Source organism: Bacteroides xylanisolvens (assembly GCF_018289135.1).
Lineage (GTDB): Bacteria > Bacteroidota > Bacteroidia > Bacteroidales > Bacteroidaceae > Bacteroides > Bacteroides xylanisolvens.
Genome location: NZ_CP072216.1, coordinates 348,473 through 373,016 on the forward strand (window position 1 = coordinate 348,473; position 24,544 = coordinate 373,016).

General features: G+C 49.2%; 24 protein-coding genes and 2 pseudogenes. 22 read left to right on the top strand and 4 right to left on the bottom strand.

Features of this window, described 5'->3' with window-relative positions:
• Nucleotides 1–97 precede the first annotated feature (97 nt).
• The 5 genes and pseudogenes from INE92_RS26835 to INE92_RS01580 form a co-directional block, all read left to right on the top strand.
• Nucleotides 98–412, top strand: a pseudogene (locus tag INE92_RS26835) (hypothetical protein); the annotation flags it as partial.
• Nucleotides 409–1,173 (top strand): annotated as a pseudogene (locus INE92_RS01565) (SIS domain-containing protein); the annotation flags it as partial. The pseudogenes INE92_RS26835 and INE92_RS01565, both read left to right, overlap by 4 nt.
• Entirely contained in the window at nt 1,170–1,358 is a 189-nt protein-coding gene (locus INE92_RS01570; RefSeq protein WP_005816226.1) for a hypothetical protein, read from the top strand. The pseudogene INE92_RS01565 and the gene INE92_RS01570, both read left to right, overlap by 4 nt.
• 234 nt (nt 1,359–1,592) lie before the next feature.
• The gene (locus INE92_RS01575; RefSeq protein ID WP_007897423.1) at nt 1,593–2,735 is read left to right on the top strand and encodes an ImmA/IrrE family metallo-endopeptidase; all 1,143 of its coding nucleotides are present in this window, start codon (nt 1,593–1,595) and stop codon (nt 2,733–2,735) included.
• A complete protein-coding gene (locus INE92_RS01580; RefSeq protein WP_005816230.1) occupies nt 2,726–3,283 on the top strand; it encodes a DUF4411 family protein in 558 nt (185 codons plus the stop codon). Before INE92_RS01575 ends, INE92_RS01580 begins: the two co-directional genes overlap by 10 nt.
• Nucleotides 3,284–3,445: 162 nt before the next feature.
• Here the strand turns inward: INE92_RS01580 and INE92_RS01585 are convergent, their stop codons facing one another.
• The gene (locus INE92_RS01585; protein ID WP_007837448.1) at nt 3,446–4,075 is read right to left on the bottom strand and encodes a M23 family metallopeptidase; all 630 of its coding nucleotides are present in this window, start codon (nt 4,073–4,075) and stop codon (nt 3,446–3,448) included.
• 220 nt (nt 4,076–4,295) lie between these two features.
• On the opposite strand from INE92_RS01585, the gene INE92_RS01590 reads away from it, so the two are divergent.
• The 16 genes from INE92_RS01590 to INE92_RS01665 all read left to right on the top strand — a co-directional run bounded on the left by INE92_RS01590 (nt 4,296) and on the right by INE92_RS01665 (nt 20,569).
• Nucleotides 4,296–5,057 carry a DUF4099 domain-containing protein gene (locus INE92_RS01590; RefSeq protein WP_005816235.1) on the top strand — a complete coding sequence of 254 codons (762 nt, stop codon included), beginning with the start codon at nt 4,296–4,298 and terminating at the stop codon, nt 5,055–5,057.
• Nucleotides 5,058–5,080: 23 nt separating this feature from the next.
• Complete coding sequence (locus INE92_RS01595) at nt 5,081–5,305, top strand: hypothetical protein (protein WP_005816237.1); 225 nt, start codon at nt 5,081–5,083, stop codon at nt 5,303–5,305.
• A 37-nt stretch (nt 5,306–5,342) separates the two neighbouring features.
• Nucleotides 5,343–6,938 (top strand): hypothetical protein, encoded by a 1,596-nt coding sequence (locus INE92_RS01600; RefSeq protein ID WP_005816239.1) that lies wholly within the window; start codon nt 5,343–5,345, stop codon nt 6,936–6,938.
• Between the two features lie 30 nt (nt 6,939–6,968).
• Nucleotides 6,969–8,111 (top strand): toprim domain-containing protein, encoded by a 1,143-nt coding sequence (locus INE92_RS01605; RefSeq protein WP_005816242.1) that lies wholly within the window; start codon nt 6,969–6,971, stop codon nt 8,109–8,111.
• The gene (locus INE92_RS01610) at nt 8,108–8,593 is read left to right on the top strand and encodes a PH domain-containing protein (protein WP_005816244.1); all 486 of its coding nucleotides are present in this window, start codon (nt 8,108–8,110) and stop codon (nt 8,591–8,593) included. The genes INE92_RS01605 and INE92_RS01610 overlap by 4 nt, the downstream gene beginning before the upstream one ends.
• Nucleotides 8,574–9,275: a hypothetical protein gene (locus tag INE92_RS01615; protein WP_005816246.1), complete on the top strand. Its 702-nt coding sequence runs from the start codon at nt 8,574–8,576 to the stop codon at nt 9,273–9,275. The genes INE92_RS01610 and INE92_RS01615 overlap by 20 nt, the downstream gene beginning before the upstream one ends.
• Nucleotides 9,276–9,292: 17 nt before the next feature.
• Nucleotides 9,293–9,976: a hypothetical protein gene (locus INE92_RS01620; RefSeq protein WP_005816248.1), complete on the top strand. Its 684-nt coding sequence runs from the start codon at nt 9,293–9,295 to the stop codon at nt 9,974–9,976.
• A gap of 93 nt (nt 9,977–10,069) precedes the next feature.
• On the top strand, nt 10,070–10,732 hold the full coding sequence (locus INE92_RS01625; RefSeq protein ID WP_005816251.1) for a hypothetical protein: 663 nt from the start codon (nt 10,070–10,072) through the stop codon (nt 10,730–10,732).
• Between the two features lie 15 nt (nt 10,733–10,747).
• Entirely contained in the window at nt 10,748–11,569 is an 822-nt protein-coding gene (locus tag INE92_RS01630) for a M23 family metallopeptidase (RefSeq protein WP_005816253.1), read from the top strand.
• Nucleotides 11,570–11,601: 32 nt separating this feature from the next.
• The gene (locus tag INE92_RS01635; protein ID WP_007897422.1) at nt 11,602–11,874 is read left to right on the top strand and encodes a hypothetical protein; all 273 of its coding nucleotides are present in this window, start codon (nt 11,602–11,604) and stop codon (nt 11,872–11,874) included.
• 9 nt (nt 11,875–11,883) lie between these two features.
• Nucleotides 11,884–13,683 carry a hypothetical protein gene (locus INE92_RS01640; RefSeq protein WP_005816255.1) on the top strand — a complete coding sequence of 600 codons (1,800 nt, stop codon included), beginning with the start codon at nt 11,884–11,886 and terminating at the stop codon, nt 13,681–13,683.
• 82 nt (nt 13,684–13,765) lie between these two features.
• On the top strand, nt 13,766–16,222 hold the full coding sequence (locus INE92_RS01645) for a MutS N-terminal domain-containing protein (RefSeq protein WP_005816257.1): 2,457 nt from the start codon (nt 13,766–13,768) through the stop codon (nt 16,220–16,222).
• Between the two features lie 4 nt (nt 16,223–16,226).
• Nucleotides 16,227–17,783, top strand: a complete 1,557-nt coding sequence (locus INE92_RS01650) for a glucosaminidase domain-containing protein (protein ID WP_005816260.1) — start codon at nt 16,227–16,229, stop codon at nt 17,781–17,783.
• On the top strand, nt 17,780–17,962 hold the full coding sequence (locus tag INE92_RS01655; RefSeq protein ID WP_005816263.1) for a hypothetical protein: 183 nt from the start codon (nt 17,780–17,782) through the stop codon (nt 17,960–17,962). Before INE92_RS01650 ends, INE92_RS01655 begins: the two co-directional genes overlap by 4 nt.
• 72 nt (nt 17,963–18,034) lie before the next feature.
• A complete protein-coding gene (locus INE92_RS01660) occupies nt 18,035–18,640 on the top strand; it encodes a hypothetical protein (protein ID WP_005816265.1) in 606 nt (201 codons plus the stop codon).
• Between the two features lie 6 nt (nt 18,641–18,646).
• Nucleotides 18,647–20,569 (top strand): zincin-like metallopeptidase domain-containing protein, encoded by a 1,923-nt coding sequence (locus INE92_RS01665; protein WP_005816267.1) that lies wholly within the window; start codon nt 18,647–18,649, stop codon nt 20,567–20,569.
• Between the two features lie 106 nt (nt 20,570–20,675).
• Here the strand turns inward: INE92_RS01665 and INE92_RS01670 are convergent, their stop codons facing one another.
• A complete protein-coding gene (locus INE92_RS01670) occupies nt 20,676–21,041 on the bottom strand; it encodes a DUF2958 domain-containing protein (RefSeq protein ID WP_005816269.1) in 366 nt (121 codons plus the stop codon).
• Nucleotides 21,042–21,043: 2 nt separating this feature from the next.
• The gene (locus INE92_RS01675) at nt 21,044–21,337 is read right to left on the bottom strand and encodes a hypothetical protein (protein WP_005816271.1); all 294 of its coding nucleotides are present in this window, start codon (nt 21,335–21,337) and stop codon (nt 21,044–21,046) included.
• A gap of 394 nt (nt 21,338–21,731) precedes the next feature.
• On the opposite strand from INE92_RS01675, the gene INE92_RS01680 reads away from it, so the two are divergent.
• A complete protein-coding gene (locus tag INE92_RS01680; protein WP_005816273.1) occupies nt 21,732–22,994 on the top strand; it encodes an ATP-binding protein in 1,263 nt (420 codons plus the stop codon).
• Between the two features lie 140 nt (nt 22,995–23,134).
• Here INE92_RS01680 and INE92_RS01685 read toward each other — a convergent pair whose 3' ends face one another.
• The gene (locus tag INE92_RS01685) at nt 23,135–24,541 is read right to left on the bottom strand and encodes an OmpA family protein (protein WP_005816276.1); all 1,407 of its coding nucleotides are present in this window, start codon (nt 24,539–24,541) and stop codon (nt 23,135–23,137) included.
• Between the last annotated feature and the right edge of the window lie 3 nt (nt 24,542–24,544).

Sequence of the window (24,544 nt, forward strand, 5' to 3'; positions counted from 1 at the left end):
AATTTTTATATTTCAGTCGTCATAAACTTATAAATAAGTAATTTAGTATGCAAAAACAAATTAAAAAGTCTTCTCTTTTTTTGAAGAGAAGCAACACCTGACCCACTTCGCTACCGAACAGGATGTAGCAGAAGAATTGTTTGAGTTACTCTTAGAAGCGAGAGAACTCTATCTTCAGGATGTGATTTTGAATGGCAAGCGGTATGACCGCTATGTGGATGACTTCATCAACAGTCATCGGTATATCAACTGCAACAGTGCAATTTGCCGAAACTGCCACGAGATGAACATCCACATCGTCAAGGGACTGCTGAACGAATGCGCCCACCTTATCCAGCCTCTTTTTGAGGCATCCGACTTCTCCTTTGAGAAGTGTATGGAGTTACAAAGGAAGTATGACCGCTCGGAACCGTTGCCGCCATACAGTTGGCACGGAGCAAGGGGGCTTTTGTGTATGGCATCTGCAACGTCGTGGGTGCCTCTATCCCAAGAAATACGGATTCCGGGACATACATCCATGTAGGACCTGAGATAGGTGTGGCTTCTACCAAGGCTTTTACAGGACAGGTAACGGTGCTGATGCTGCTTGCCCTCTGCGTGGGACAGATGCGTGGTACTGTGGATGATGCAACCGTAGAGAGGATTGTCCGGGAGTTGAAGAACATGCCCCTATATATAAAAGATGTGTTGGGACTTGCTGACAAAATCAAGAACTTGTCGAAGATATACACCTATGCCCGCAACTTCCTTTATCTCGGTCGTGGGTACAACTACCCCACCGCCCTTGAAGGTGCGTTGAAGCTGAAAGAAATATCCTATATCCATGCGGAGGGTTATCCTGCTGCGGAAATGAAGCATGGACCGATTGCACTTGTAGATAGCGAGATGCCCACGGTGGTCATTGCTCCAACGGACTCGCTGTATGACAAGATAATCAGTAATGTAAGGCAGGTGAAGGCGCGTGGCGGTACGGTTGTCGCCATCATTACCAAGGGCAATGACGCAATGAAGGACATCGCCGACCATTGCCTTGAAGTGCCCGACGTACCCGAATGCCTTACACCTCTCGTTGTTTCCGTCCCATTGCAGTTGCTGGCCTATTACATCGCCATCAACAAGGATAGGAATGTTGACCAGCCAAGAAACCTTGCTAAATCAGTTACCGTAGAATGAATAGAATATTATCACTTATTGTTACCATCCTCTTTGCGTTGTGCATTGAGGCTGGCATCTTTATGCTTATTGCCCACTGGTGGGGCATGACTGCGGCCATTACCGTGATAGCCATTGAATGTGTGTTAGCCTTATGGACAGTTTACGAAATGAGACATGCGAGTGATGAACCAGTTGATGAATAACATTGCAGGCTGTGGTTAGAACGAAAAAGGCTAAAAACAAAAGGACGGGTCGATGATTCGTCCTATTTTTGTGTCTTTTTGGTGGCAAAATGTAGCGATTTAGCAAAATAAACATAAATTCCAGTGATATTCAGCATGAAAATTCGCCCATTTAAGTGAAAATGTGTAATTTTGCAACGCAAAATTGTGCCTAAGCATTTGCATCAAAACAACAATAGTTCAATCGAGGCTGATATGAAAGTAGAGATTAACAAGAAACGTTTAGAATACCTGCTGGCATTATACAAGATGTCGGTGGATGACTTGTTGTCTCTTCTGAACAAAGGCAGGAAACGGATAACAGGAGCCGCAGACATCAGTGGAGATTCTATTGATTTGGGGGTGTTGAAGCGTATAGGTGAGATATTCGACAAAGAAGTCAGTTTCTTTCAAGACTATTCTAAGTTGTCAACCAATGCAAGCAGCAGTATCTTCTTCCGCAAGACCTCATTCGGAACAGAGCTGAACTTGGAGTCGATCCGTACTGTAAACCGATTCGAGAGTCTGAAAAACGCTTTGGATGCATACAACAAACTGTCGCAACTGGATGTGAAGTTTGACATAGAACACTACACCCTACAAGATGACCCTAAGACAGTAGCCGTACGTGCAAGAGATTTTTTTTATCCCGGGGAAACTGTCAATCATAGGCAGTTTCTTGTGAAGATGATAGAAAAAATCGCCGATCATGGCATTTTTGTCTTTGAATACATAGAGACATGGAACAAGAAAGAGAAAACCAACATTGACGGTTTTTACCTTAAGCCCAATGTGATAGTGCTTAAGCATCATAAGCATTACAAGCGAGAAATATTCACTCTGGCGCATGAATTGGGGCATTGTCTATTGGGGATTGAAGAAGTGGAGTCGGTGGACATGATGGACATCTCGGCACAGACTTCATACAGTGATGTCGAAAGATGGTGCAATGATTTTGCATATCAGTTCATTATGGGACAAGAAGCAGAAACACTTGCTAACATAGCATGTGTAGATTCCCGTAACGACTACTGCATTGACCTCTTCAAGGCTATCAGTGCACGGACGCACATTAGCCGTCTTGCCTTATATACAAGGATGTATATCGACAGGAAAATCAGCTATTCGAGCTACAGCAATGTCAAGAGTGAATTGGCAGAGGAATACAGAAGAAGAGAGGAACAGGAAAAGTTGAAAAACTCTGAGAAGAGAGGCGGGCGAACACCAAAGCCCATCATTTCTCCGCTATTCTTGAAAACCATGCAATATGCCTATTTCAATGGAGTGGTCAACGAGACCACTTTCTGTTCGAGACTCAATGTCAAACCAGCAAATTTTGAGAGGGAGTTATGGCGATAGTTGTTGATACATGCTCATTGGTGATGATTGCCAAGAATTATCTTCCCTTGGATAAGGACGGACAGTTGTACTCATTCCTGGAAGAGGCGTTCTCCCGCAAGGATTTGATGCTACTTGATGTGATTCTGGATGAATCAAAACGCACCTCCAAAGGAATTGCAGTTGAAAAGATGCCTTTCCTCAAAGACAAGAAATTGGTCATTCCGACAAAGGATCTATTTCCATGTGCCCCAGAGAGATTCAGCAACATGATAGACAACAATTTCTGTGTAAGACTGAAGAAGCAGGAACTGACTGAAGAAGAATACATAGAGCAAAAGGAAGAATACCTTAAAACAGGTGATGCTAAGATTATCATTTATGCACTGAATGTACGACACTCGGACGCTATCCATCTGGAAGAGATGCAAGTAATGACGGAGGAAACAAGGCAGCAGAATGACGGTAAGTTGTTCAAGAAACTTCCTTTGTTGTGTGAGCAGATAGGGATTGGAACACTAACCGTTTCAGAATATCTGCATAGAAACGGGTTCTTTATTGACAAATAGCATAGATATTAGTATCATCTTATGACATCTTTCACGAAATCATATTATATTCGTGAATAAAACACTTGTTTTTCAAGAATAGAAATTGTTGAGGATTAGATATTTAAGACATTATTGCAATGCGGAAGGGGTGATGTGAACGACAAAAGACAAGGCGTTCTATTAGAGTGGATGCTTGATAAGATTGAGAAGAATGGACGGGTCGATGGCTCGTCCTTTTTTTGTGTCTTTGAGTGTGAGGTGCAGGTGGGGACCAGTACTGCGACCACTGTTGCCTGTCAGCGCGATGATGATGCCGGGACGGACGTGGGTGCCTTTGGTGACGAGAGTTTGGGAGAGGTGGCAATAGCTGACGGTGAAGTCGCCGTGACGGAGGGTGACATAGAGGCCTGAACGTTTGTCCTTGCCTACCTTGATGACCTCGCCGTGCATCATGGCGTATGTGGGTTCGTAATTTGCCTTCAAATCAAGCCCGTTGTGTAGGGCTTTTCTTTTTGTAAATGGGTCTCTGCGGTAGCCGAAAGGGCTGGTGACAGAGATATGACGGAGTGGACTGACAAGTGCCGTGTGGCGGTCGGTCTGCTCCGTTTGGGTTTGTAATGGGGCAAAGGCAAGAGAGTCTCGCCGCTGATGCGGCGAGCACGGAGGCAGTTGTTCGGATGTTGCGGACTGCGTCGTTTTTGGCACAGCCTTGCGGTGTACCTTAGTCTGTGTGACGGTATTGAACTGAGCGCATACTGTTGCTGATGAACAGAATATTGCTGCTATTGTGATGAGTAGAAATCGTTTCATGGTGCAAAAGTAACAAGCAATTCTTTGACTGGCATAAAGAACAAAGGGAAGACAAGAAGATTGTAACATAATATAGCAATCGAGTTTGATTTTTGAGCAGAAATCAAACTCAAATAATAATAATCGTCAAAAATAACACGCATTATCTTATGCAATTCTGCTTGTCTCTGAATAGGTATATAACTTTGCATGAGTTTAATTTCAAATTCAAAGTTAAAGTATGAAGCAAGTACGATTTGAAGAGAGCGAGGTGCCTTATCAGACACTGGCTCGTTTTGGTCTCACACAAGAGAAGATTGAAGACCTGCCCATGTGGGCGTTGGAAGATATTGGTCAGGGACGACGTTCACCGTTGCTGCCCATTCAGGTGAATAATGATGAGGGCGAGACATTGAAGAGCCGCACCCGATTTGCGTTGGTCCGTATGGAGGACGGCAAGGTGGATGTGGTCTTCTATCCGCAGTTGGAGAAATCACCATTGGAGGCTTTTACTCAGGAACAGCAGGAGGACTTGCTGGCTGGAAAGGCTATCCTTGCCGATGTTAAGGATGCTGATGGCAGGAGCAGCAAGGCTTTCGTGCAGATTGACACGGAGACCAATCAGGTGATGTCGGTACCTACGCCTGTCATCGGGCGCAACTTGGAGGTGCTGAAGGATGAACTGAAACTGAGTTCGGCAGAACTGACCGTGATGCAGAAGGGTGAGCCGCTCACGCTCATCATGGAGGACGAACAGGTGACGGTGGGTATTGACCTGAACGATAAGACCGGCATAAGGATTAATCAAGGCGACAGTCAGAAGTGGAAGGAGAACACCAAGCGAGAGTGGGACAAATACACCTTCGGGTGCTATGGCTGTTGGGTAATGGGCGATGACGGTAATCTTGACTATGTGCCTGAAGAGGAATACACGGAAGAACTTTGGAATGAGCAGAAGAAGAATGGAGAGCGCAACCGCGCCTCTTTTTCCATGCACAAATAATCTACACATAATATAATAAGTATATGGCATCAAATAAATATTATCCAGAGGATGTGCTCGTCGAGAAGATACAGAGCGGCGAGTACGGTTGGTTGGAGTATGTCAACCATCATTCTGCTGAATGGCAGGAAGAATATGAGAGCTATTGTCTGAACAACGGACTCTGCATTTGTGAAGAGAGTGCGGAGCAGTTTGTCCATCACAAAGATGAGGAACTGGAGAAGGCAATAGAGAACGGTGAAGCATGATAAATGAAGAGTGAAGAATGAAGAGTGAAGAATAAGTATGGCGATAAGAAAGAATACGAATCCCCAACAGATGGACCTGCAACCAGAGATGCGTGACTTGCTCATGCGCAATGGTATGCAGGCTCATGTGGTGAGTAATGGCAGCGGCTATCAGCTTGTGGTGCAAGGGCATGACAGTCCGCTGCTTACCTATAACATCACCGAGAAGCAGATGTTGGCTCTGACCGACTGGGGTACGAATCATGCCAACAAGTTAGCCTACAATACCTTTACGGGCATTGTGGGCAACGACTTCTATATGCCCAAGAACTTCGTTCATGCACGCAATGCCAACGGTCGTGTAGCTATGGGGCTGCACGGCTATCGTGTTGGTATCGGCGAGTATGGACGGATGGGGCGCATCGATATGCCACCACCCTTTTTAGGTTGGACACCACGCAGTCAGGAGGGATTCCATCTTCGCAGAGTTGGAGGACGATTGTTCTTCCCCGAAGCCCCGATTGTGCCTGAACGTTGGGACGGCAGAATGAAGCCTGGCGAATTGCAGAGCGGCGGTTATGGGTTCTATTATAAGGGACAGCAACAGAGTTATAGCCCTCAGCAACAGGATGTGCTGAAAGATTTGGAGGGAATCATAATGCCTTCCATCAGCCGCACGAGAAGCACGGAGCCAGCCAAGCCTTATAAGGAACTGATTACCTCGCCTGTCTATTTCACCAATGAGAAGTGGCAGGAGTGTCTGGCATCGCATGGCATCATCATTGATGAGAATGCGAAGACGCTGACCATTCAGTCGAACAGCGTCAATGCCGACATGGTGTATGACCTGACAGATGAGGAACTGAAGAAACTCACCTCCAACTCCATCAAGGAAGTGCCCGTCGTTCAACGCTTGGAACTGCTGAATGGCATCATCAAGGACGACTTTGCTGACAAAATCCTGATGGACACACTGAATAGCAAGGAGCGCATCGACCTGCATCTGCATCCCGAACTTGAACAGGAGTTGCAGCAGCGTCAGCAACAAGACGAGGAACGGTTGCTTCCGTTGGAAGAGGACGAGACTGTCAGACGTGACGTGTTGCAAGGCGATGCCATGGTGAGAGGTGAAGACCTTGCCTTGATTAATGAGAACAAGGGTTGGTATCGTGAGGGAGCGCATGGGCGTGAAGTGAAAGTCGGTGACATCATGGTGGAGAAAGTGCCTCCGATGGAGGGAGATAAGAAAGGCGAAGATAAGTATCGCATGACCGCCATTATCAATGGAGAAGCCATCACGCACGAAATCAAGCAGAAGGACTACGACAAGTTCTTGGCGGTGGATGACTACCATCGCATGAAACTCTTCTCCAAGGTTTTCAGTGAAGTGGATATGAAGACACGCCCCGAAACCAACGCCGGACTGGGCACGAAGATATTGGCGGCTCTGACGGCAGGAGCAGTCGTTACAGCAGAGGTGGCGCATGACATAAGCCACCATCATCACCATCCAGCCCCGGAGTTCTATGCAGAGCATCATGGCGGTCCACGTCCTTACTTCAAACCGGGAGTGGATTCGCCACAGGAGATTGCGGCAAGGTACTTTGAGGCAGAAGCAAATCATGTTGCCACGGAGATAAGGAGAGGATATTAACAATGTATAATTTACAATTTATAATTTATAATGAGTAGTGAACTGACATACGATGACTTTCTGGACAGGTTGAGCATACAGGAAGTACTGGTGGACGCAGGGTATCATCTGAACAAGAGAGATGGCTTGCGTTATCCGTCGTATGTGCGTACTGACAGTGAGGGCAGACGGGTGCGTGGTGATAAGTTCATTGTCACGCAGAATGGGAAATGTTGCTTCCAACCACCGCAGCAGAAGGTGTATAATGTCATTTCGTTCATCAAGGAGCATCCAGAAATGTTTTCAGAGAACAAGGTGGGAATGTCTCCTGACCGACTCGTCAACCTCGTCTGCAACCGACTGCTCAACCAACCCATAGAGGACAGACCATCGAAGATTACAGAACCAAGAAAGGACGGAAAGCCATTCAACCTGAATGACTACGACATCCACAAGTTCAATCCGCAGGACAGGGAAACGCAGAAAAGGTTTTATCCCTATTTTAAGTTCCGAGGCATCGACCTCTATACGCAGTATGCTTTTCATCGGCATTTCTGTCTGGCTACTAAGCATCGGACGGATGGACTTACCTTTGCCAACCTTGCCTTTCCGCTTGTACTGCCCAAGACACCCGACAAGACTGTGGGCTTTGAGGAACGAGGACGACCGAAGATGGACGGTAGCGGCGGTTACAAGGGCAAGGCAGAAGGAAGCAACAGCAGTGAAGGACTGTGGATTGCCAACCTCACGGGCGAGCCGTTGGATAAAGCAAGCGAAATTGTATGGTTTGAGAGTGCCTACGATGCCATGGCAGAGTATCAGATAAATCCTGTAAAGATGGTGTATGTATCTACGGGCGGCACACCCACCGAGGGACAGATGCGAGGACTTCTGTCCGTTACTCCCAACGCACGGCACTATTTGGGTTTTGACAAGGACGATGCAGGGCGGCAGTTTGTTGCAAACTTCAGGAAGGTGGCAGCAGAGATGGGCTTCCGTCACGAGCATGTGCAAGCCTATCATCCATTGGGTTGCTACAAGGACTGGAACGATGCGCTGCTCAACAAGAAATCAGCAGAACTGATTGCCAAGGGCGAACCAGATACCTTCGACTATGCCGAGTTTATCGCAGCCGGCAAGGCAGAGAAACAAAGGGAAAAAGAAGAAAAGAACACATATCATAGAAGCGTATGAGACAAGAAGATAATAGCATCATCACCTTGTGCCCCAGCATCGGACAGTTTTTCATCAACGAACTGCCTCTGTTGCTGTTGTGCGTGGCAATGCTCCTAATCGGAGGATTGCCCGGTTGTGCATATAGTACCCTGTTGCTTGTCTTCAGCCTCCTGTTCTCCCTCTGTTTACTCTACCGATTCATCTATCTGAGGAGTATCCGCTACCATATCGGGAGCGAGCAACTCATCTGTGAGCACGGAGTGTTTCAGCGGAGCGTGAACTACATGGAGTTGTACCGAGTGGTGGACTTTGCCGAGCATCAGACATTGATACAACAGTTATGCGGACTGAAAAGCGTGACCGTGTTGTCGATGGATAGAACGACACCGAAACTGGAAATGACCGGCATCAGCAACAGCTATGACGTGGTGAGTGTGATACGAACAAGAGTAGAAACGAACAAACGAAGAAAGGGCGTATATGAGATTACGAATAGATAAGATTTGGTTCATTGTCGTGGCATTGGTACTGAGCGTGCCGTCAGCCCATGCACAGATTGTGACTGCCAACCCTTTGGAATGGATGGCATTAGCAGAGGGCAACGAAGCCATCAACGGTGAGATAGAGAAGGAAATCAAAGGTCAGACCAAGACTGCCCTGTTGCAGAATACCATCGCCGCAGAGTTCACCAAGATACACGAATGGGAGAAGAAGTACAACAGTTATCTGAAAACCGCCAGTGGTTATGCCTCTTCCCTCAAAGCCTGTACCTATCTGTACGACGATGGAGTGAAGATATTCATCACCTTGTGTAAGATGCGCAAGGCCATCAACAATAATCCGCAAGGCATCGTTGCCACCCTCTCGATGAACAACCTGTATATGGAGACCGCCACGGAATTGGTGTCCGTCTTCACACTGCTGAAAGATGCAGTCGCCAAAGGAGGCAAAGAGAACATGCTGACTGGTGCGGAAAGGAGCAAGACGCTGTGGGCACTGAACGACAAGCTGAGTGCCTTCAGCAAGAAGCTGCATCGTCTTTATCTGTCTATACGATATTACACCATGACCGATGTGTGGAACGGCGTGACGGCAGGGATGATAGACCGAAGCAATGGAGAGATAGCCACCCAAGCCCTTAGCAGATGGCGCAGAGCAGGACGTATGACCATCAGTGATTAACGATAAAGGAATCAGTCATGAAGTATTTCATATCAATTGCCATTTTTATGTTTATATCATCTTTTGCAGGAGTGCGGGCGCAGAACGACCCGACTCTTGCGGGGATGATTCTGATGTACACCAACAAGGCGGAGAAAGAACTGAAGAATCAGGAGAAAGTGATGCTGCTACAATCCACCGGCCATATCTGGACCAAGGAGGAAGTGGAAGCCACTACCGACCTGCAGCGGGAGTTCAACAACTATCTGGACTCCTTCCGTTCCATCGTCAGCTATGCCGCACAGATATATGGTTTCTATCACGAGATAGGTCAGTTGGTGGACAATATGGGTGGATTGGTGGCGCAGTTGGATGCCCATCCTGCCAACGGACTTGCCGTAGCCCTGTCAGCCAAGCGCAACAAGATATACCGCGAGCTGATTATGAACAGCATCGAGATAGTTAATGACATACGCACGGTATGCCTGTCGGGCAACAAGATGACCGAGAAGGAGCGTGTGGAGATAGTCTTCGGCATCCGACCCAAACTGAAGAAGATGAACAAGCAGTTGAAGCGACTGACGAGGGCGGTGAAATACACCACCATGGGCGATGTTTGGATGGAGATAGACGAAGGGGCAAGACCCACCAAAGCGAACAAAGCCGAGATAGCAGCGGCTGCCAAGAGGCGGTGGAAGCAGGTGGGCAAGAACGTAAACTGATGGAGCAGCGAGAGCAGAGCCGAACTTGTTCGAGCTATGCCGAGTCGTGACAGAAGAAGACGAAGTCAAACCGTGATTAAAAAACGATAAGATATGGGATTTTGGAGTTCATTATTGAAATATGGTGGCAAGGCGGCACGAGGTACTGGCCATGTCATCGGAGTAACTGGAAAGACCTTAGGCAGTGCGGCACTCCACCCGCAACGCACCCTTATGGGAGCCGGCAAGGCTATGCAGACGGCCGCAGTGGGTAGTGCCGCAGGCTATGTGACATGGGAGAAGCTGACCACAGACAAGAGCGTGGCACGCATCGTAGGTGATGCTGTCATCGGCGAGAATGCCACGGAAGCGGTGGCACAAACCGCCAACGATGTGCAACGTCTGACGGGCAAGGCTGGTGAAGCCGTTGATGCGGTGAACACTGTAGCCGGAAAGATGGACACCCAGTTCAGCGGCATCAGTGATTTCTTTAGGAATATGTTCGGAGGCGTAGGATGCGACATGATAGGCAATCTCTTTGGCAATATCGGCAAGGGCAACGTGTCGGGTATGAGCATCGTCGGACTGGTGGCTGCCGCCTTCATGGTATTCGGACGCTTTGGTTGGATGAGCAAGATTGCGGGTGCCCTGCTTGGAGCGATGATCATCGGGAACAATTCTAAGGTGGCGCAAACTCTGCCTAACAGAGGCGGTACGTCTTCACATGGGCAGAACATGAAAGAAGCAGAGACCCAAAGCAGAGGGATGAAACGATAACCAATATACAGTGATATGAGATATACAGAAGAAATGATACTGCGCTCATCGAGCGGCTACTGTATGCCGTTTGAGGAGCCTATAAAGCAGGACGTGCAGATGTCCTTGGGTTACGGAGAGCAGAAAAATCCCGTGACGGGAGAAACATTCTTCCATCACGGCATAGACTTCTCAGTGAACCATTACCTGCTGTCGGCGGTGGCAACGGGAACCGTCTCTGCCATTGGGTCGGACGCGGAGCATGGCATCTACCAGACCATCCGCTACGGCAAATACGAAGTGACTTACAGGCATCTCTCCAATGTTTTCGCCAACTTCTCCCAAAGCGTCAAGGCCGGTCAGACCATCGCCATCAGTGGCGACCTGCTGCACATGGAGGTGAGGTTTGACGGAGAGGAAATCAATCCGTTGGAGTTCCTCACCATGCTCTACGGCAATATCAAGGCATTGGAGCACAATTCCCAAATGGGCATCAATGAACTGGACATGAACATCCCTTCACCCTACGACACCGACCGTCAGGAGATAGAGGCATTGATGCTCCGCTTCCTTCCCTCCTACTTCGAGGACCTTCAACAAGGAGCATACTCTCTGCCCGAACATACGGAGCAGTCGTTGAGAAACATCTTCTCGTTGGGAGCGAGCAAGCATTATTTCTACGAGACCATGCCGAGCATGGCTAATCCCTTGGGCATCGGCAACCGCTGTATGCCTTTGGCGACTAAGGTGCAGAACCTGCTCATTGCCGACTTTCTCAACTATCTTGCCATGCGACATCAGGTATATCTCTCCACGATGGACGAGGTGTTAAAAAAAAACTCCAAGAGCAAGCCCTGACGCATGACGGCATCATCGACCCTCTTGCCGACTTGGACGTGGATATCCAGAGCTTCGACATTCCGAGGATAGTGAGCGTCTATCCCGACCGGGCTGGCGTGAGATGGTGGACAAAGGCATGGTTCAATGGTAAGGAAGAGGGGGAACCCTCCGTGGAGATTGAGGAACGTATGGCCGTGCAGTTCATCCACTGCCAAGTGGACAAGGACGCATGGTTGGAGGAACACTATCCTAAGCAGATGGAGATATATCACAATGCCATCGAGCAGACAAAGGAACAGATATTACAGCAGTATAATATATAAACAAGGTATATGGCAGTTAAGAACAGTCAGCGATTCGCAGAGATAGAGCGTCTGATGGGCGACTACTTCGGGTGTCACCTTGCCCCCGTGATGGGCAGGGTGCAACGGGACTTGTCCAACAGACAGGCAGACGAGATGCGAGCCTACTCCAACAGTACGGCTGGCATCCTACGCTCATTGGCCACTGCCAATATGCCTGGTGATGACCCATACGCCACGCTGAAGATTACAGGCAAGTGGAACAGCAAGACCACCGAAGACTATCTGGCGATGTGCAAGGAGGCTATTGTCGGCAACAAGGATATGCAGCGTGACCTTGCCGTGATGGCTGAGGAATGGCGCAAGGCGGTGGTGACGGAGATAGGACGAGAGCGGTACGATGCACTCTCTAAACAACTCGGTTGTGATTTGGCATACGCCTATATCGATCACCGCATGGAGCAGCTGATGATAGAAAAAATGGTGAAAGACCGTATGCCAACATCTTCTGCCGACTATATCATCCGCAAGGCGGCACAAAGCAGTCTGTTCGGTCTGCCCTACGAACTGAACAAGTCACCCCTTGCCGCAGAGATAGAAGCCAAAGGAGAGGCAGCCTATAAGCCCTCTCGAACAGAGAAGGCAGCGGGATGGGCAGCCGGAGCGGGTGCCGATGTCGTGGCCATGGGAGGGATTGGCTCATGGGCAACCTTCGCCAAGTTTGTCGGTATCGATATGGTGATGAATGTCGGCATGGAGCACCTAAGCAAGAAAGGTAGCAGCCAAGAGGTCTGTGTCGAGGAGTGTATCAGCAAGGGAGTTTTCGGTACGGGCACCAACGTCTTCGCCTCATTCCGCAAACAGGCAAAAGTCATCAAGAACCACGAGAACAGCTATATCAAGGCTACCAACAGCCATTTCAAGAACAAGATTCCCACGAGCAATATCACTTTTATGGATTGGACGAAACAAACCGAGCAGACCTCTTTTCCTTGGAACAAAGGTACGTTCCTTGACCCTCAGAGAAACGAAGCAACCAAACGTACAGGCAAGTACAAGGATGTGCCCTTGATAGTTGCGCCTGGACAGGAAGACGAGTATCTGGAGGTTAAGGCGAGACTGGATGCAGAGGCTGAGAAGGAGAAGAAGGCAGAACCGAAAGAAACTCCTGATTCATCGACTGAAGAGGCAACACCATCTGTAGTCCAGCAGGAGGAAACAGCCTTACAAACAAACGAAAATGGATGGGACGGGCTGTTGCAGAGTTTTGGACTGAACGGCTTTTCAGACATCGGCAAGAACCTTGGTTATGTGTTGGCGATGCTGCCCGATGTACTGGTGGGACTGTTCACTGGCAAGACAAAATCGCTGAATATGGACAATAGCCTCCTTCCTTTGGCCTCTATCGTGGCTGGAATGTTCGTGAAGAATCCTATACTGAAGATGCTGTTGATGGGTATGGGAGGTGCCAATCTGCTCAACAAAGCGGGACATGAGGTGCTGGGCAGGAAACAGCAGGAAGGCATTGCACCTACAGTTAGTCCTGCTGCATCTCGCATTCAGTACCGCCAATATCCTGATGAACCACTCAATCCTCGTATCAGCAACCCGATGCTGCAAGGGCGGTGTCTCGTTGCCAACATTGACCATGTGCCTTGTACCATTCAACTGCCTGACAGTGTGATTGGGGCGCATCAGTCGGGGGCATTGCCGCTGAATACATTGGCTAACGCCATACTTGCCAAGAACGACCAGATGCGACAGATGGCAGCAATGCAGTACGAAGAGCAGGCACGGGAGAGCGTGGTGCGACCGAGGGGAATACAGTGAAGCCCGACAACAAAATTGTCGGGAACGGTGGCTTGGTAAGCCAATTATAGAATGTGATTGAGATAAACAAAAAGATAAAAGCATGAAAGAGAAATCAGAATTTGAGAAGCGGACGGCGGAGAAGCAGGTGTCGCTGCTCACTGAGGCACTGACGAGTGCGGTGGATGCCAAGGGACATTGGTTGAATGCAAGCGGCAAACTCTATCCGAAGCTCTATCCCAAGGGCTTTTCGGTCAGTCCGTTCAATGCCCTTGTCCTTGCCCTTGACTCCGATGCCAAGGGTTGCAAGAGCAATCTGTTTACGCAGTTCTCCGAAGCGAAGGCACGGGGTGAGAGCGTGAGGGAGCATGAGAAAGGTGTGCCGTTCCTGTATTACAATTGGAATAAGTACGTCAACCGCAACAATCCCGACGATGTCATCACCAAGGAGGCATACGCAGAACTGTCGGAACAGGACAAACAGCAGTACAAGGGAGTGAAAAACCGTGAGATCCGTGTGCTGTTCAATATCGACCAGACGCTACTGCCTATGGCTAACGAAACAGCCTACACTACGGCATTGAAGAAGGATGGCACGGTGGAGGATAGAGGTTATGGCGACAAGGAGGACAAGCAGCTGCATGGGTGCGTCAACGGATTCCTTCAGAAGATGAAGGACAACCTCGTGAATGTACGTCAGGACGGCACGGGTGTGGCGCACTACGACACCGAGAAGGATGTCATCTACCTGCCACGGCAGCGTGACTTCGAGCACTACAATGACTATGTACAGGAGATGATGCGTCAGTTGGTGTCTGCCACCGGTCATCAGCAGCGGTTGGCACGTGAGGGCATGGTCATGAAGAACGGCAAAGCCCCGTCGGAGGATGCCGTGAAGAAGGAACGACTCATCACTGAGATAGCTTCGGGCGTGAAGATGCTCGAACTGGGACTGCCTGCCCGTCTGTCAAAGGACAGCCTTAGCATGGTGGACTATTGGACGAGGGAACTGAAGGAAGACCCTTGTCTGATTGATGCCATCGAGAGTGAGGTGAACGGTGCGCTGAAGGTGTTGAAGAAAGCCGAACTGGGTGAAAAGGTGGAGTATGCCACCGACCAGCATCAGCGAGAGACGGCGCAGATACAGGTGCAGTTGCCCAACCACTACTTCGTAGCAGACGAAATCAAGCAGCATCCCAACGAGGAGCAGCGTACTGTGGTCATCGTGCGTGATGATGCCAGCAAGACCGCCGATGTGGTGCTGCCACAGGGTGCATCGTTGGAGGTGAACAACGAGATCAAGGGCATGAACAAGCAACGCTTCACCAATGCCTTGCAGAAAGAGGGTTATGACAACGTGCGTTTCTACAATCCCGACGGAGCCTTGGGCTTCCGTCCCGACGACAGTTATTTCGCCGACAAGAAAATCACGGTATCAAGACTGCGCAACTGGTCTATCGAAGACCTATCCTCGTTGGATGCTTCTGAGGCCGTAACCCACAGCCGTGACATCGGTTTCGACAATGTGCAGTTGGTAAAGGATGACAAGGAGCGGTGGGCATTGTACATCAAGCCCGAAGGTAAGGAGGGCTTTGCCGTCTATCCCGACAAAGGAGACCTCAATCATTTCTTCACCACCTTGAAGCAGTCGATGGACAACATCGAGCGTGTGCGTGAGGAACTGGCACAGAAGTATTATGCTATGGCAGAGGCGAAACCCGACCTGAAGGTGGACATCTTCGGAGGTAATGAGCAGGAGGTTGATTTGAACCGCATCCAGCGTGTGGCAGTATTCCGTGCCAAATCGGGCGAATGCCTGTGTGCAGCCACTATTGACGGCAAGAAGTTGCAGCCGAGAAGTGTCAGTCCGTCACAATGGCAACGATTGTGGGTGGCTCCTGACAGGGATTCCTACAAGCAGAACCTTGCCGCCTCGCTGTTTGCTGATGTATTGCAGAAAGACAACAATGTCGAGCAAAGTACACAAGAGAAGCAGGAAGAAGCGACGGAGGTGAAGCAAGCGGAGACGGCAATTGTCGATAAGCATGATGAACAGAAGGAAGTGGTACTTAAGGAAGATAAAAGCTCTGAACAAAGGGAAGAGAAGAAACAAGAGGAAAAGAAAGAAGAAAAGAAGGATGAAAAGGCTGTCAAGGCTGCTGTCTCTCCCCTTGTCCAACAATATCTTGACTTGAAGAAGAAGCATCCTGATGCCATTCTTTTGTTTCGCTGCGGTGACTTCTATGAGACCTACAAGGATGATGCGGTGAAGGCATCCAAAATATTGGGTATTACGCTGACAAAGAGCAATGGGCGCAAGGATGATGAAGGCAAGCCGTTGGCAATGGCAGGATTCCCATATCATGCCCTCGACACCTATCTGCCGAAGCTCATTCGTGCTGGTGAACGGGTGGCCATCTGTGACCAGTTGGAAATGCCGAAGCAGACAACATCATCGAAGCGTGGAATTACGGAGATGGTGTCACCTGGAAAAGAGACAGGAAAGCAGATGGCACAGGAAAGTCAAGAAACAGAACAACACACCAGTCTAAGGAGATAGGCTTATGGGAAAGAACGCAGCGTATGCCGCACAATATGCGGAGGAAGCCAAAGAACAGATGCGGATGTATGGGATTCCTGCCTCCGTCATCTTGGCGCAAGCCATACTGGAGAGCAGCAACGGACAGAGCCAACTGTCGCGCGAATGCAACAACCACTTTGGCATCAAGGCTACGGCATCGTGGTTGAAGAATGGCGGAGAGTATGGAGTCTATACGGATGATAGGCCCAACGAGAAATTCTGTAAGTACAAAAGCGTGGGTGACAGTTATGAGCATCACTCGCAGTTCCTGAAGCAGAACAAGCGTTATGCGCAGTGCTTCACGCTGTCGCCTGACGACTACAAGGGATGGACGAAGGGCATTGAGCGTGCCGGCTATGCCACGGGCGGCGGTTATGCTGCAAGTCTGCAGCGCATCATTGAAGCCAACGGACTGGACAAGTATGACAGTGAGGTGATGGCTGAGATGCGGGCAGAAGGTCGGTCGTTCGGGGTGGAGAATAATCCTCGTAGAGAAATGCCTGCTGCCCATGTACCGCAGTCTGCCGGGTATTCCTTTCCTGTGGAGCGAGAGGAGTTTCTCTTCATCACCTCGCCTTTCGGCAATCGCCAGGATCCGATGGATGCCACCAAGCAGCAGATGCACAAGGGCATTGACATCAAGACGAACCATGAGGCGGTGTTGGCCACGGAGAACGGCGGCAAGGTGGTGGCGGTGAACCATAATGCGAACACGGCAGGAGGGAAATCCGTCACCGTGGAATACAGCCGTGAGGATGGCAGCAAGGTGCAATGCTCCTACCTGCATCTGTCTGACATAGCAGTAAAGGTAGGTGACGTGGTTAATGCCAGTCAGAAGTTGGGGGTGTCGGGAAATACCGGCACCAGAACCACTGGCGAGCATCTGCATTTCGGAGTGAAGAGTGTATCGGCTGACGGCTCAAAAAGGGATATGGATCCAGCCGCTTATCTGGCAGAAATCGGACAGAAAGGCAACATCAAGCTACAGGCCCTGCATAACGGCAATGACCTGTTGGCAAAATACAAGAGCAATGCGCCACAGGAGCAGAAGGTTTCGTCGGAGGACTGGATGAAGAAAATCCTTTCCTCGGAGGACAGCGGCGTGGGCATTTCGGGAACGAATGACCCTATACTCGACATGGCGATGACCACCTTCATGTCGCTGATGATGTTGGCAGCGCAGATTGACAGCAATGATGAGGAACGACAAAAAGGACTTATCTCTGCCATGGCAGCCAACCGGCTCGTAGATTTGACCTCGCTTGTTCCAGGCATGAGGCAATGCACCATTACTGTGGGTGAGAACGGCAAGACTGTGCTTCATGCAGAGAGCGGTACGGTGAAGATTGACCGTGAACTGACCTCCTCGGAGATGAACCGCCTGTCGCTCATTTTGGGCAATGCCAATCTGTCGGAAGAAAGCAAACGGACGAAGATTGCGGGAATGGTGACAGGCATCGTGGCGACACAGCAGGCTTCGCAGAACTTCGAGCAAGGGATGGAGGCTGAGAGTCAACAACAAAATCTGCAAAGGAAATGAAAAGGATAGCAAGTCATCTGTGTACATTGCTGGTGGGTATGGTAGCTGTGGCAGGACACTTCATGCTTACCCAATGGCTTTTCGGTCAGACCGTGGCCATCATCTATCTCGGCTTCCAACTTATCATAGCAGCGTGGATAGTCTATGAACTGATACGTGCGCTAGTATATGATGATTGAAAAGAGATTATTGTCATTGCTAAGACATTTCACTTGGACGATGGATATGTATAATTCAAATAGTATCGAGCAATGATCAAATGTAATGTAACAGTGTGCGGAACGGTCAGCAAGGCTGCGACCTGCCGCACGAACAAGGAGGGCAAGGCATTCGTGAGCTTTGCCATGAACGTAGTCATTCCAGCGAAGAGCGGGATTAACAAGACCATCGAGGTGTCGGTCATCAAAGATGGGACACTGACGGAGGTGGGCAGCTGCAACATCGGCGAACGCATTGAGGTAGCCGGTGTATTGGTACCAAGAAAATGGGGCGATGTCCTTTATTTCAACCTGTCGGCAAGCAGCATCAGCCACCAGCCTGACGAGGCAGAGGACTGCATCAAGGGCGTGATGGAGTTCCGCGGCAAGGTGGGCAAGAGCATTGAGGACAAGACGGACAAGAATGGTGTGCCGTACTGCCAGTTCTCCGCTTTCAGCGCAGAGAAAGTACAGGACGGATTTGAATACATCTGGGTAAGTTTCTTCCTATTCGATGGCAAATGCGAGGCATGGCTGCAACCAGGCGTGAAAGCGAACATCAAAGGGGCATTGTCTGTCAGTGTCTTCAATGACAAACTGGACTTCTCCTGCCGAGTGTCTGAAATGAGCGAATATGTTCCGCAGCCCTATAATGGTTAATTGACTATGGGAAAGCCTTATGCTAAGGAAGGTCCGAGTGCCGAAGACAAGGCACTCGACCTGTTTGCCGATATGATGATTGAGCGTATTCAGTCGCTGTCGGGCAAAGACGGATGGAAAAAGCCCTGGTTTACTGAAGGTGCGTTGCAATGGCCGAAAAACCTGAACGGACGAGAATATAATGGCATGAACGCTATGATGTTGCTCCTGCATTGCGAGAAGGAGGGTTACAAGATTCCTCGCTTCTGTACCTTCGACCGCATACAGCAGTTTAACAAAACTGGCAAGAAAGACGAGGAACAGAAGCCCCGTGTGTCAGTACTGAAAGGTGAGCATTCTTTCCCCGTGATGCTCACCACGTTTACGGTGGTCAATAAGGAAACAAAGGAACACATCAAGTGGGAGGACTACAAACTGCTCTCTCAGGAAGAGCGCGAAAAGTACAATGTATATCCAAAGCTTCAGACTTACCATGTCTTCAATGTGGCGCAGACCAACCTGAAGGAGGTCAGACCAGAGTTTTGGGAGAAACTGGAACAGGAATACTCGATGCCCAAGGTAGAGAAGGACGAGCAGTTTGCCTTTGAACCCGTGGATAGGATGATAGCGGACAACCGTTGGATATGTCCCATCAAACCGATGTTCGGTGATTCCGCCTATTTCTCCATCAGCAAGAATGAGATTGTGATGCCTGAGAAAAGGCAGTTCAAGGATGGGGAGTCTTTCTACTCGAACCTTTTCCACGAGATGGGACACTCCACGGGTGCGGAGGGACAGTTAGACCGCATCAAGCCCGCTACCTTCGGCTCGGCAGAGTATGCACGCGAGGAACTGGTGGCAGAACTGACGGCTGCGCTGACCGCTCAGCGGTATGGCATGACAAAGCATCTGAAAGGAGATTCGGCTGCCTATTTGAAGTCTTGGCTGGATTCGCTGAAGGAGTCGCCGCAGTTCATCAAGACCACGCTACTCGATGTGAAAAAAGCTACCTCAATGCTCACGCAGCATATCGACAAGATTGCTATGGAGATAGACCAGGAGAAAAAGGCTGAGCAGGAAAACGGGCAAGGGAAAAGTTATCTATCCATAGATGACGGCGACCATGCAGTCTTGGCATATAATGGTTCTGCTGTATATATCCAGCATCATGAGAAGGAGGACTCTGTAAAGATTGCTGTGCCGACGAGTAACGGTCTGGAAGTGAAACTCTCTGTTCCTTACGACCACGGCAAAGACCTTGACACCAATTATCAGGAGGCTTTTGCCCAGTACAAAAGCCTGACAGAGCCTTCACAATCGAAAGAAAACGTCTATTATGCCTCCATCGCCTATCTCCAATCAACGGATGACACATCGGAACTGGATAAGCTAAAGGAGAAAGGTGACTATCAAGGACTGCTGACGCTTGCCAAGGAATACTATGACGGGAACGGCATGGACGAGGAGCAGACCTACAGGAAGCCGTGCCAGAACAGAGGCGATGACCTGCTAATAGAGGACAAGGACTTTGCAGTGGTCTATAACGGGAGTGTCGGCGGTACGTATGAGGTGTTCCTGAAGCATACGGAGCAAGAAGTGCGTGACCATATCACTCGCTATGGCATAGGACGTGCCAGTGAGGACGTGAAGGCTGTGGCGAGGGAGATGACCGCCGAAGAGTTTTCGGAATTGGCGCAGCGAAAAATGCCGATATTCCAAATGCCGAATGGTGGTTTGCTGAACCTGCAATATAACAAGGATAAGGATAGCCTGGATGTGGGGACTGTGACCAATGCAGGACTCTCTGTGAAGCATACCTTCCCTTTCAGCCACAACCATTCTATGGACGCAAACATCAGCTCTGCGTATGAGCAACTGCTTGACATGGAGGAGTACCAGAAGGAAGAGGTACAAGAGGAGCACGTTGCCAAGTCCGCTTTCCGAAGATGAGAGTAGTATCGTAGTATATACTAATCGTAGGCTTTACTACTCATAGTAGGTACTAACAATAGTCAGCCGCAAGGAGTAATGTCCCTGCGGCTGATTTAATTTGGGGTCATTCCATATTATGAAGGAATGCTTGTAAATCCTCGTCTGGAATGCTCTTCAGTTTCACCGGCTTGAAGCCGTCCAACTGCTCCACTTGAAATATCTCGTCCACTCCATATTTGGAGCCATCCACCTTTACGCTCTCCATTTCATTGACGGAGGTATAGCCATACTCCGTTTCATGCAGACCGCATACGATGGTGAACAACGTGGTGTCGTTACCTTCCGGCTGTCCTTCAAGTACGAACCAACGGACGTGTCCGATGAAGAATATTGCCACACAAACGGCATCCTTGCCTTTGCCGTCCTGTGAATACAGAGGATAGGATTTCAGTATCTCCTCCAATACGGGTGTAATCAATCTGCTTGCCATAGTCAATCGTTGTTAAGTGTTCTGTAATACATTCTGTTCTCTACAAGGTGTTCGATGGCCTCTGCTGCCAATCGGCACACCCACTCGTCACGCTGGTCATAACGACCTTTTTGATAGTCGTTGGCAAGGCGTTCCAAGAAGGCAAACACCACCTTGCCCTTTTCGTTGATAAGATAGCGATGGTCATCTGCAAGGGCATTGCCTACCTTGGCGGCTGACCCCATCTGACCGTTTACGAACCGTGAGAAGCACTCGACAAATGCCTGCTCGTTTTCTGATAATCTGTGTAATTCCATACGCAAAGAAATTATTTGTTCAACTTGTTTTTCTTCCCTCCTTTTGAAGCCTTTCGGCTCCTCTTGTCGGGAACTGATTTTTCGTGCATCAAAAGACTGCGGAATGAGGGCGATAAGGCAAGAAAACAGACGGAGGAGTTAATGAAATACCCAAATCTTTGATTTGCGGAAAGCTGTCGTTCAGTCCTCTGCCTGTTAGCATGGCGGTACTTGACCATTCGCCCGGGCAGTAACTTTGCAAAGAAAAATGGGCATCGGCAAGTGGAATAGACACTACAAAACAGGAAAATCATTGATTTTTAGTGCATTTTTCTTTATTTCTTTCTTTGATTTAGGATAAAATATATAACTTTGCCTCCGAAAAAGTGTCACAAGTGACAGTTTTTCGTAAAATATGATAGTAAACAGATATAGATACATAGAACAGTTGAGCCGTTCAAAGAACAACGGGCTCATAAAGATAATCACAGGATTGCGACGTTCAGGCAAGTCGTTCCTTCTGAAGAAACTCTTTCATCAGCATCTATTGGATGAGGGCGTGAGAGAAGACCATATTCTCGTCATCGACATGGAGAGTAGGAAGAACAGAGAGTTCAAGAACCCGGACTACCTGTTGGACTGGGTGGAAAAGATGATGATTGACTATGAGACTTATTATATCATCATCGACGAGGTGCAGGAGGTGGAAGACTTTGTAGAGGTGCTCTCTTCCTTGTCAGTTACCGAAGGGGCGGATGTGTATGTCACAGGCTCCAACTCGCGTTTCCTGTCCTCTGACCTGGTGACGGAATTCCGAGGCAGAGGTGACGAGATACATGTGTGGCCACTATCCTTCAAGGAGTTCATGACGGTGTATGATGGTTCGAAAGAAGACGGTTGGGCTGAATACAGACTGTACGGAGGTTTGCCGCAACTACTTACACAGGTTGGGGATGAGAAGAAGGCTGATTTCCTGCGTCGCCTTTATCGCACGGTATATCTACGTGACATCTACGAGCGGAACAACATAGAACTGAGACCTGAATTTGAAGAATTGTCGAAGACCGTAGCATCCAGTATAGGAGCACCTGTCAATGCACTGAATATAGCCAATACGTTCAAGTCCGTAAGCAATGTGCAGAGCATAACCGACAAGACAGTGTCGGCTTATCTGGAATATATGCAGGATGCTTTCCTTATCGAAAAATCCGAAAGGTTCGACATCAAAGGACGGAAATACATAGGTTCGTTGTCCAAGTATTATTATCAGGACGTAGGTCTGAGGAATGCTATTCTGTCGTTCCGTCAGAGCGAGCCGACACATATCATGGAGAACGTCATCTACAATGAGATGCGTATGCGAGGATGGCTCGTGGATGTGGGTAACGTCTATCATCGAGTGAGGAATACGGAAGGAAAGCAGCAGAGGGTGACATTGGAAGTGGATTTTGTCTGCAACAAAGGGAGCGAGCGGATCTACATCCAGTCGGCGTGGCGTATGCCCGATGCAGAAAAGATGGAACAGGAGAAACGGTCGTTGCGTCTTGTAGATGACTCTTTCCGCAAACTGCTGATCGTGGGAGAACATACCAAGCAGTGGAGCGACGAAAACGGCATACAGATAATGAGTATATATGACTTCCTGCTTGACTGGTCAAGTACTGAGAAACACGGATAAAAAAAAGATATGCGCATAGAATATGCGTTAATACATATATGATTAAGGGAGGGCCTATCCATCACGGACAAGCCCTCCCTTTCTAAAATTTATCAATGAAAAAAAAGTTTTAGTGCTCTTGTTCGGAGCTGTATGTCTGGCTATAGATACAGCAGGATTCTGGTATGGCGGTTCGCCTCATTGGGCGAGTAATCGTCAATGCCGCCATCGAAAATCTGAGAGATGGTGCCATTTTCCATACCACGTTTCATCAGTTCCTCTGCAATGAATCTGGCACGGGAACGGCTGAGGTTATCATTGATGGCTTCACTGCCTGTGGCACTGTCGGCAGCGCCGATGACCTTAACTTTCAAGCCATATTTCTTGGCGATGCGTGCTACTTCGTCGAGATTGACGAGCTGTGACCTGTTGAGCAACCTGTCAGTGCCAAGTTCAAAGAAGAAATAGATGGGCGCACCTATGCAAGCCTTTCCTGAGTGGATGAGCGATAGGTAATCGTCTTCCGGCTCACCTTCAGCATTGCCATATTCTTCTGTACAAGAGGCGGACTCCATGACCTTTGTCTTTTGACCATTACCATACTTGTCTCTCATTCTTGCACGCAGCGAGTTGAGACCGCTGTAGTCGTTTCGAGGATAGCCATTTGTGACGGAAGAAGCGGCATCGTCAGAAAAGAGGTGGCCGTACTTGTCCAGAAGTCCCTCGATGGCAAGAATCTTGCGCAGCTGCTCCAGAGTCTGACAATCTCGATCGTGCTGGGCGTGATAGCGGCTGTTGCTGTCAGAAAGGGATGAGGCGTATGCCGAAAGCCATTCGTTCTGTGCGATGTACGGGCGAGCGTCTATCACTCGCTTCCAGCCAGTCTTGCCGATGCGGACAGAGAGGCCGAGGGATGCGGACAGCAGATGGTCGCCAAGGCGGTGTGCCTTGCCATAGCCGTCAAAATCCTGCATGGTGGTCATGTTGCCTATCTCTGCCGTAACAGCAATGCGTGGGGAGAGATGATACTGCCCCTGTATGCCGTAGGAAATGGCAAAGGGCTTGTGGGCATTCACCTTGTTGTGCAGCATACCCACGCCCACGTATGGAATGACACTCCATCTGGCAAGAGTGTGTACATCGTCCTTGTAGAGGTTGCCGAGGACATTCCACATGAAATCAGCACGCAGGTACTGGTAGTCCTGCGAGGAGTTGTTGCAGTCGTTGAACTGCATACCGCCATAGTTCAGACGACCGCCGACGGAAGGTGTGAACCATTTGCCGATCGACACGGAGAATGCCGGTTTCATGCGACCGAATAGGTCGTTGCATCCGAGCGGTTTGCCGAGGAAGACCGTAGTTCCTCCTGCCGCTTGGACAAACCAGTTGTCCGTCCATGGCGAAGCTACCAATGCCCCTTTCATGTAGGAAGGTTTAAGCGGACGAAGCATACCGTCTGCCGAAAGTCTGCATACAACGGTGGTGGTGTCCGCCGTGCGGTGATAGTCTTTGGCTTGCGCACCCAATGAAAGGGCGAAGCCAAGGGATAGAATAAGTATTTTTCTCATGTT

What these genes read in the sequence shown, in the direction of transcription:
- INE92_RS01675 (WP_005816271.1), bottom strand. Translation starts at nt 21,337, where the DNA reads ATGGAATTACACAGATTATCAGAAAACGAGCAGGCATTTGTCGAGTGC.
- INE92_RS01655 (WP_005816263.1), top strand. Translation starts at nt 17,780, where the DNA reads ATGAAAAGGATAGCAAGTCATCTGTGTACATTGCTGGTGGGTATGGTA.
- INE92_RS01640 (WP_005816255.1), top strand. Translation starts at nt 11,884, where the DNA reads ATGGCAGTTAAGAACAGTCAGCGATTCGCAGAGATAGAGCGTCTGATG.
- INE92_RS01615 (WP_005816246.1), top strand. Translation starts at nt 8,574, where the DNA reads ATGAGATTACGAATAGATAAGATTTGGTTCATTGTCGTGGCATTGGTA.
- INE92_RS01570 (WP_005816226.1), top strand. Translation starts at nt 1,170, where the DNA reads ATGAATAGAATATTATCACTTATTGTTACCATCCTCTTTGCGTTGTGC.
- INE92_RS01610 (WP_005816244.1), top strand. Translation starts at nt 8,108, where the DNA reads ATGAGACAAGAAGATAATAGCATCATCACCTTGTGCCCCAGCATCGGA.
- INE92_RS01590 (WP_005816235.1), top strand. Translation starts at nt 4,296, where the DNA reads ATGAAGCAAGTACGATTTGAAGAGAGCGAGGTGCCTTATCAGACACTG.
- INE92_RS01680 (WP_005816273.1), top strand. Translation starts at nt 21,732, where the DNA reads ATGATAGTAAACAGATATAGATACATAGAACAGTTGAGCCGTTCAAAG.
- INE92_RS01620 (WP_005816248.1), top strand. Translation starts at nt 9,293, where the DNA reads ATGAAGTATTTCATATCAATTGCCATTTTTATGTTTATATCATCTTTT.
- INE92_RS01580 (WP_005816230.1), top strand. Translation starts at nt 2,726, where the DNA reads ATGGCGATAGTTGTTGATACATGCTCATTGGTGATGATTGCCAAGAAT.
- INE92_RS01585 (WP_007837448.1), bottom strand. Translation starts at nt 4,075, where the DNA reads ATGAAACGATTTCTACTCATCACAATAGCAGCAATATTCTGTTCATCA.
- INE92_RS01660 (WP_005816265.1), top strand. Translation starts at nt 18,035, where the DNA reads ATGATCAAATGTAATGTAACAGTGTGCGGAACGGTCAGCAAGGCTGCG.
- INE92_RS01645 (WP_005816257.1), top strand. Translation starts at nt 13,766, where the DNA reads ATGAAAGAGAAATCAGAATTTGAGAAGCGGACGGCGGAGAAGCAGGTG.
- INE92_RS01575 (WP_007897423.1), top strand. Translation starts at nt 1,593, where the DNA reads ATGAAAGTAGAGATTAACAAGAAACGTTTAGAATACCTGCTGGCATTA.
- INE92_RS01685 (WP_005816276.1), bottom strand. Translation starts at nt 24,541, where the DNA reads ATGAGAAAAATACTTATTCTATCCCTTGGCTTCGCCCTTTCATTGGGT.
- INE92_RS01595 (WP_005816237.1), top strand. Translation starts at nt 5,081, where the DNA reads ATGGCATCAAATAAATATTATCCAGAGGATGTGCTCGTCGAGAAGATA.
- INE92_RS01625 (WP_005816251.1), top strand. Translation starts at nt 10,070, where the DNA reads ATGGGATTTTGGAGTTCATTATTGAAATATGGTGGCAAGGCGGCACGA.
- INE92_RS01650 (WP_005816260.1), top strand. Translation starts at nt 16,227, where the DNA reads ATGGGAAAGAACGCAGCGTATGCCGCACAATATGCGGAGGAAGCCAAA.
- INE92_RS01665 (WP_005816267.1), top strand. Translation starts at nt 18,647, where the DNA reads ATGGGAAAGCCTTATGCTAAGGAAGGTCCGAGTGCCGAAGACAAGGCA.
- INE92_RS01630 (WP_005816253.1), top strand. Translation starts at nt 10,748, where the DNA reads ATGAGATATACAGAAGAAATGATACTGCGCTCATCGAGCGGCTACTGT.
- INE92_RS01600 (WP_005816239.1), top strand. Translation starts at nt 5,343, where the DNA reads ATGGCGATAAGAAAGAATACGAATCCCCAACAGATGGACCTGCAACCA.
- INE92_RS01670 (WP_005816269.1), bottom strand. Translation starts at nt 21,041, where the DNA reads ATGGCAAGCAGATTGATTACACCCGTATTGGAGGAGATACTGAAATCC.
- INE92_RS01605 (WP_005816242.1), top strand. Translation starts at nt 6,969, where the DNA reads ATGAGTAGTGAACTGACATACGATGACTTTCTGGACAGGTTGAGCATA.